Raw genomic sequence first — 8,043 nt, forward strand, 5'->3', positions numbered from 1 at the left:
CAATGACATCGCTCTTTCATGCTACAAGGTTATATCATGTCAGTATCCCTACAAGCGCCGTTATTTCAAACCACCACTACGTCCAAGCAAGGGCGTTTTATCAGTTTTGAAGGTACCGAAGGCGTCGGAAAAACCACGGCGATTGAACAATTATGTACACGTTTACAAGCAAGTGGCATTGAGTATTTGCGTACTCGGGAGCCGGGCGGTAGTCCATTTGCTGAGCATTTACGCAAGATATTGCTAGATCCTAATACCAGCATCAATGATGATACCGAACTGCTACTCATGTTTGCTGCGCGCTGTGATCATATGCAGCACGTCATCTTGCCCGCACTGCAACGTGGTACATGGGTAATATGTGATCGCTTTACCGACTCAACAGTGGCTTATCAAGGCTTTGGGCGTGCAAATGGCGATGCGATTGTCCGTGCCAAAATTGACATGCTTATCGAGCAGTTTGTTGTGCAACTGCCTGAGCTGACGCTATGGTTAGACCTGCCTGTCTTAGAAGGTATGGCACGTGCCAATAAACGCAGTGCCGCTGACCGTTTTGAGCAGCAAGCGACTGAGTTTTTTACGAGAGTACATACAGGGTTTAGCACGCTTGCCAGCGAGCAGCCTGAGCGCGTCCAGCGTATTGATGCCTCAGGCAGTGCCGACGAAGTCGGTATGCGTATCTGGCAAACGGTGCAAGAGAGGTTTGAGCTTGATTAGGTTTGATTTTTTATCGTATCGTCATTTTCTACTGAGCGCCCTTAAAAGAAGCTCCAACTATTAAGTTGGGGCTTCTTTATATTAGGGGTTTATGATTAAAAATCAGCCGTTAGTCTTTATGGCTGTCTTTAGCGTTACCATTATGGTCTCCACTTGAGTCGGGCAAACGGTTGGGGTCTAAAGAGCCGTTTTTGTTTTTAGGCGCACTGCCATTACCGTTACCCCTATTCTTATGAGTGCTGGCTGCTTTAGAGCTTATTTGCGTATTAGTAGATTCAGCCGTCTCTATCTTTTGGTAAGAGGCTTCATCACTTAGGGCAGTTGATGTGAGTGAAGATGGATGAGATGTGACGCTAGCCACTGATAGGTTATCAAGTGGATTTTGTTCAGCGTCATCGCCTTTATCTAAAGAGCTGTCCTCCATATCACTATTAACGTCCGCCAGCGCTATTTCTTGGCGTTTTTCAGGCGCTTTAGCATTGGACTCAAAACTTGCATCTGCTACGGCGCGCGCTTGCTCTTGCTGCGGTGTCACATCGACCGGTTTTGGCTGGACATCATCATCGACGACTAATGAGACAAGCTTGCGATCACGCGGCACCGTACCATCGAATTTGTCAGTAATCACATGCAGCTTGCCCTCTTTATCGACCGTATAAAGCGGCACAAATTGCTTATTATCGGCTTTATATTGCTCAAAGCTATAGCTGTCGGTGATATTGGTGATTTTAATACGGGCTTTCTTGGACAGCATGCTGGCAAGCTTGGTATAGGTCACATCTTTGCCAAACAGCCACTGCGAATGGAAGTTTCCTTGCTTATCATCGCGCTCACTTTTAACTTTTTCATCACTAAACTTTAAGCGGTACAATTTGCGCTCACCGAACTCATGACGATAGTGAATCTCAGACAAAGTATTCAGCTCTTTATCCATACTCATGGCAAATAGACGTCCGATACCGATAAGATCCAAGTGATGGTCAGCGTGGTCAGAGACAGGGTTGCCAAAGTAAGTACGTAAGCCACTCATACGCGCGCTTGCGATATTGGTATAGTTATTATGAGCGACGATGACATCAAAGCCCTGATCCTTTAACGAGGTGGCGACCAACAAAGCGATAGGATTTGAGCCAACGACTAAGATACCGTTGGTTTCAGGCTCACGAACGCCCAAAAAGTTCCCTACCATTTTTGCGCCCAAGCCTTGAATCATCACCGTACCAATGATTACCAAAAACACCAAAGGCACTAGCAGCTCCACCCCTTGGATATCATATTCTTGCAAACGAATGGCAAAGAGTGATGAGATAGCAGCAGCAACGATACCGCGCGGACCAATCCAGCTGATCATCAGCTTTTCTTTGGTCTTTAGGTTTGAGCCGATAGACGACGCCCAGACCGATAAGGGACGGGCGACAAACATTACAATCGCTAGTAGCACTAGACCTGCAAAGCCGACACTCAGTAGGCTTGCCAGCTCAACGCGAGCGGCAAGAATAATAAATAAGACCGATACCAATAAAATAGTGAGTGATTCATTGAACTCTAAAATTGTATCACGCGGGAATTTTGGCCAATTGGCTAGTGCAACCCCAAGTACAGTCACTGTTAATAAGCCCGATTCATGCTCTAGATGGTTGGAGATAGAAAAGAGCACCAGTACAAAAGCAAGAGTAAAAACATTGCGTAAAAACTCAGGAATCATATGGCGACGCATTAAGAATGCTAATACCCATGCGCCCGCTAGCCCCATCGCGACTGCCAATACCACAATCTTGGCAAACAGCAGAATGCTGCTGGCTTCACCGCCTGAGATAATATATTCATAGACCAATACCACCGCAATCGCGCCGATAGGATCGATAATGATACCTTCCCATTTTAAGATATTGGAGATGGTTTTATTGGGTCGTACACTGCGCAGTAATGGCATAATAACCGTTGGACCAGTCACGCACACCAATGCACCAAACAATAAGGCAATAATAGGATCGACATCGAACAGCAAATACGTTGACAGCGCGACGATAGCGATGGTGATCAATACGCCGACCGATACCAGTAATTGCACCACAGAGCCGTGTTGCTTTATCTCATCAAACTCCAAGGTCAGCGAGCCTTCAAATAAAATTATCGCGACCCCTAGGGAGATAAAGGGAAACATCAGCTCGCCAAGTACCAAGTCAGGATCAAAAATCCCCAATACGGGTCCAACGATAATACCGATCAGTAATAAAAACAAAATGGACGGTTGCTTTAAATACCAAGCCAACCATTGGGCGGCGATGCCGATCCCAACCACGCCGGATAATAATAGGGCGGTATCCATACATTAATCCTTTTATAATATAGTCATACTTTATAGCGATTCGGGGCTGCAGCCCTTAGCACAGACAATTTTTAGCTCATGGCTCATTCATAGCATGATCAAAAGTGACCGTTACCGCAAGGGTCACCCTATGAGTCATGTATACTACCTAGTAGCAAACGCAAAATAATCGCAAAGATAAATACGCTTCTAGATAAAATAGCAAAGCTTTAAAAAGTAAAAGCTAAAAACCAAAAGCGCAAAAGAGAGAAGATACGATAAGTAATATCCAATTTAAGCAATAAAGTATCGATAAATGCTATCGCTAACTTTTGTTTGTTATAAATATGTGTTACTGGTTATCATAACATGATTTTATTTTATATAGCTGAGAGCTAACGCTCATCCATAGCGTTGTTAGGCTGTTAAAAACACAGGCAGAACAAGCTATTTTTATATAGCTTTAAATCTTGCATCGAATAATCGTACTTAGAGAATTTTGAATGAACAAGGGACAGGGTAACCTATCGTGTGTTTAGCGTATTTAAGCTGGTTAGGATATGGATATAAATGCCCAATAGATAACAAACTAAGCTGCAGTCAGGAAAAATACTCTATAAACTAAGATAAAATGGCTAGCTATCGATCAATCAAAAGTTATGTGAATAAAACGCCTTACTGTACATTGATAGCATAGCTACTCACAAAAATTATAAAATTCACTTGGATGAGGGATAAGATGCCAATCGACATATCTAAATCGCAAACCACCATGCAGCGCTTGCTGCAACGCAGCACCTTGGCAATCGCTGTCGCTACGACCATGGTTGTCGGTATTAACCTAAATACCATACCAAGTGCACAAGCTGCGGTTACCACTGCCGACTTTTCAGGACTGGTACAGCAAGTCACGCCAGCGGTGGCCCGTGTCAATGTCACCAAAACGGTGAGCGAAGCTGAGCTTGCCAAAGCCCAAACGGCTGAGTTGTTACGAAAATTCTTTGGTGATCGCCTGCGTATCCCAGATCAAGCGGTGACGCCAGCGATTGAGCACGCGTATGGCACGGGGTTTTTTGTGACTGATGATGGTTATATGCTGACCAATCATCATGTGGTGGTAGGTGCTGACAAAATCACTGTGACCCTCAATGACAGAACAGAGCTGGATGCGACCTTAGTTGGCAGCGATGAGCGCTCGGATGTGGCGGTATTAAAGGTCACGGGCAAAAAATTCCCAGCCCTGCCGATTGGTGACTCTAATAGTCTAAAAGTAGGAGAGCCGGTGCTGGCGATTGGCTCGCCATTTGGCTTTGATTATTCAGCATCAGCAGGAATTGTCAGTGCCAAATCACGCAATTTTTCGCGTGAAACCAGCGTGCCTTTTATACAGACCGATGTGGCGTTGAATCCTGGTAATTCAGGTGGACCTTTATTTAACCAGCGCGGCGAAGTAATTGGCATTAACTCACGTATCTTTAGCGGCACCGGTGGTTATATGGGGCTGTCGTTCTCTATCCCGATTGATGCGGCGATGGATGTTTATGAGCAGCTCAAAGCCAATGGTAAGGTTGAGCGAGCTTACTTGGGCATTTATCCACAAGATATCGATCGCAATCTCGCTGAAGCCTATAACCTAGCGCGTCCGCAAGGCGCGTTACTGACACGCGTGTCACCCGATTCACCTGCCCAAAGAGCGGGTCTCAAATCAGGGGATATTGTTTTACGCTACAATGATGTGCAAATTATGGAGGCCTCTGATTTATTGAACCTGATTAATCGCGCGCGTCCTAATGACGCTTTTCGTATGCAAATCCAGCGTAATGGCAAGCAAGCTGTCGTCACAGGCAAGCTGAGTGATGCCTCAAATGACATACAATCACAAAGCCGTGGTCAGCAAAATAACGAGATAAGTCTGGGCTTAGCCTTACGTAATTTGACACCAGAGGAGCAAGTAGAGCTGGCGTCTGATAATAAGACGGGGGTGCTGGTCACAGCGATTGAACCTACTGGATTGGCGGCACGTTCGGGCATATTAGCAGGCGATATCATTACCAACCTACATCAAAAACCGATTAAAACCGTTAATGATGTTTCGAGCGCGGTGTCACTATTGCCCAAAAAGGGCGTGGTGACGATTGAAGTCATGCGTCAAGGTATCCCCGGTATTATTGGTCTGCGTATAGAGTAATGAGAGCTATTGCTAGTGTTTGTGGCAGAAAAAGATCTAATCGTTAATAGGTTTACTTGTATCAGCTAGCCAATGATATGTTGACGATTGGTTAAAAGGATAAAAAAGGTGTTATCGACTTATGGCTATTACGCTAAACTGACGGTTTGGTTTAAAAGCTAGAGATTGCTACTGTTATTGTCGATTAGTGGCAAAATAAGCGTGAAGTATCTGGACAATTATTTGCAAAATGGATTGCTTTGGCATTAATTGATTGATAGCGGTCAATTCAAAATATGCTACACTAGCAGGCGTTTTTATAGCGAGACAATCATCTTATGGATGTCAGAAAAAATGGCGTCAAAGATGGTATCAGAGATACAAACATTCAGTACTAACATCGAGCAAGATCTTACCAATGGTGTTGATGAGCGTGCATATTATTTATAGTATCCATGCAAAAATTTAACAATGAATATCTCAAAATATGCATTGGTACTTGCAAACGACCTATCATGTGATAGCTTTAATCAAAGCTAGGATACGAGAGTAAGGCACAGTTATGAGCACAGCATACGACGATATTAAAACCCGACTACAAGGCTCAATGGTAGCCTTGATAACGCCCATGCTTCGTGACGGCACGGTCGATTATAAACGTCTGGCAGACCTCATAGATTGGCAGATTGAGCAAGGTACACATTGCCTCGTCGCAGTTGGTACGACTGGTGAATCTGCAACCTTGTCCATGCAAGAGCATAGCGATGTGATTCGTTATTTTGTACAGCATGTTAAAGGTCGGGTGCCGGTGATTGCAGGTACTGGCGCGAACAATACGGTAGAAGCCATCAAGCTGACCCAAGATGCCGCTGATGCCGGTGCAGATTGTGCCTTATTAGTTGCCCCTTATTATAATAAGCCGCCGCAGGAAGGCTTATATCAACATTACAAAGCCATCGCTGAAGCTGTCAATATCCCACAAATGCTCTATAACGTTCCTGGACGTACCGTCGTTGATATCGCGCAAGAAACAGTTGAGCGTTTGGCCGATATTGATAATATTGTTGCTATCAAAGACGCGACAGGCTCTGTTGCTCGCGGTGAGCAATTAATCAAAGTGGTTGGCGATCGTCTGGTGGTGTTATCTGGTGATGACGTTAGCGCTCTTGAGCTGATGAAAGTAGGCGGCAGAGGTAATATCTCTGTCACTGCCAATGTGGCACCTAAAGCCATGAGTGAAACTTTTACAGCAGGTTTGCGCGGTGATTTTGACGCTGCCAATCAAGTACATGATGTTGTCAAGCACTTGCACCATGACCTGTTTATTGAATCAAGTCCTATCCCAGCCAAGTACGCTTTACATAAGATGGGTATGATAGATCAAGGTATTCGCTTGCCGTTAGTCTGGCTAGCTGAGCAACATCATGCGACGATTGATAGTGCCTTGGTTCGTGCAAACTTATTATAAAATGATGCATATAGATGCTAACTCAGAGAGATAATATGATGAAAGTATCATCAATGACTGCAAAAATATTCCCTACTGTAATGACAGTCGTATTGGGTAGCACGTTGGTATTAAGCGGCTGCCAAGCGACAAAAGACTTCATCGGTAAGCGTGACAATGGTAGCCTTGAGTATCAACAAAGCAAAAAGTTGGCGCCGCTACAGCTGCCAGCTGCCCAAGAGACAGCGCCCTTTGTACCGCTTTACCCAACCCCGAATGCAGGCGCCAATACGCTCACATTACAGAATGAATCTGGTAAACAGTACCAGCTGCCAAAACCGCAACGCGCTGTTGCGAGCCGTACTGAATAAAGTCTTTTTTTAACCTTATCTATGCCGCTGATGCTTTGATCATAACCCATGTTTTTCATTGGTTGTATCAGTTATCAGCGGTCGCTGCGCGTTTTTACCACATAAGCTTGAACGAACAGGAAACCTCCTAATGCAAAAGCAAGAACTGCTCTATAAAGGCAAAGCCAAATCTGTTTATGAAACAGAAAACAACGATCTGCTGATTTTACATTTTCGTGATGACACCTCAGCGCTTGATGGTAAGCGTATTGAACAACTTGCCCGTAAAGGGGTAGTGAATAATCGCTTTAATGCTTTTATCATGCAAAAGCTGGCAGACGCTGGTATCGAGACGCATTTTGAAAAGCAATTGTCTGATGACGAAGTGTTGGTCAAGCGTTTGGATATGATTCCGGTTGAATGCGTGGTACGTAACTTTGCTGCGGGCAGTTTGGTACGCCGTTTAGGCTTAGAAGAAGGTCAAGCTTTGACGCCACCGACTTACGAGCTGTTCTATAAAGATGACGCGCTTGGTGATCCGATGGTTAACGAGGCAATCTCTATTTCTCTTGGCTGGGCAACTGATACGCAGCTGGCTAAAATGAAAGAGCTTAGCCATCAAGTGAATGAAGTATTGACCGCCTTGTTTGATGCTGGTGATTTGATACTGGTAGATTTCAAACTAGAGTTTGGCGTATTCCATGACCGTATCGTCTTAGGGGATGAGTTCTCGCCAGATGGCTGCCGTATTTGGGATAAAGCGACTAAGAAAAAGCTTGATAAAGACCGTTTCCGCCAGTCATTGGGTGATGTCATCGAGGCTTATGAAGAAGTTGCAAGCCGTATCGGTGTACCACTGAACTAAATGTAGAAAAACTACAATCGTTAACATAAAAAAACTGAGCCATGGCTCAGTTTTTTTATGCCTAGATTCAAATAAGAAGTGCAACGTTTTAAAAGAATGAGTTGAAGAGTAAGATGTGCCGTGTTGCATTTCAAACTTCAACTCCTACATATCAGAACGTTATGAAACACTATACACATCTTACCCAAG

6 protein-coding genes are annotated in these 8,043 nt (G+C 44.5%); 5 read left to right on the top strand and 1 reads right to left on the bottom strand.

Annotated features, from left to right (window positions below; translation table 11 throughout):
- Positions 1-36: 36 nt before the first annotated feature.
- Positions 37-717 carry a dTMP kinase gene (gene tmk / locus ABYU67_RS01735; protein WP_372843277.1) on the top strand — a complete coding sequence of 227 codons (681 nt, stop codon included), beginning with the start codon at positions 37-39 and terminating at the stop codon, positions 715-717.
- Between the two features lie 109 nt (positions 718-826).
- Here tmk and ABYU67_RS01740 read toward each other — a convergent pair whose 3' ends face one another.
- Positions 827-3,046, bottom strand: coding sequence for a cation:proton antiporter (locus tag ABYU67_RS01740; protein WP_372843278.1), 2,220 nt, complete (start codon positions 3,044-3,046; stop codon positions 827-829).
- Between the two features lie 718 nt (positions 3,047-3,764).
- Between ABYU67_RS01740 and ABYU67_RS01745 the strand changes: the two genes are divergently transcribed.
- The 4 genes from ABYU67_RS01745 (at position 3,765) to purC (ending at position 7,854) form a co-directional block, all read left to right on the top strand.
- The gene (locus tag ABYU67_RS01745; RefSeq protein WP_372843279.1) at positions 3,765-5,213 is read left to right on the top strand and encodes a Do family serine endopeptidase; all 1,449 of its coding nucleotides are present in this window, start codon (positions 3,765-3,767) and stop codon (positions 5,211-5,213) included.
- A gap of 541 nt (positions 5,214-5,754) precedes the next feature.
- Positions 5,755-6,660, top strand: a complete 906-nt coding sequence (dapA, locus tag ABYU67_RS01750; protein WP_372843280.1) for a 4-hydroxy-tetrahydrodipicolinate synthase — start codon at positions 5,755-5,757, stop codon at positions 6,658-6,660.
- Positions 6,661-6,674: 14 nt separating this feature from the next.
- On the top strand, positions 6,675-7,010 hold the full coding sequence (locus tag ABYU67_RS01755) for a hypothetical protein (protein ID WP_372843281.1): 336 nt from the start codon (positions 6,675-6,677) through the stop codon (positions 7,008-7,010).
- A gap of 130 nt (positions 7,011-7,140) precedes the next feature.
- Positions 7,141-7,854 carry a phosphoribosylaminoimidazolesuccinocarboxamide synthase gene (gene purC / locus ABYU67_RS01760; RefSeq protein ID WP_372843283.1) on the top strand — a complete coding sequence of 238 codons (714 nt, stop codon included), beginning with the start codon at positions 7,141-7,143 and terminating at the stop codon, positions 7,852-7,854.
- Positions 7,855-8,043 lie beyond the last annotated feature (189 nt).

Origin of the sequence: Psychrobacter sp. (assembly GCF_041554015.1) — a bacterium.
GTDB lineage: Bacteria > Pseudomonadota > Gammaproteobacteria > Pseudomonadales > Moraxellaceae > Psychrobacter.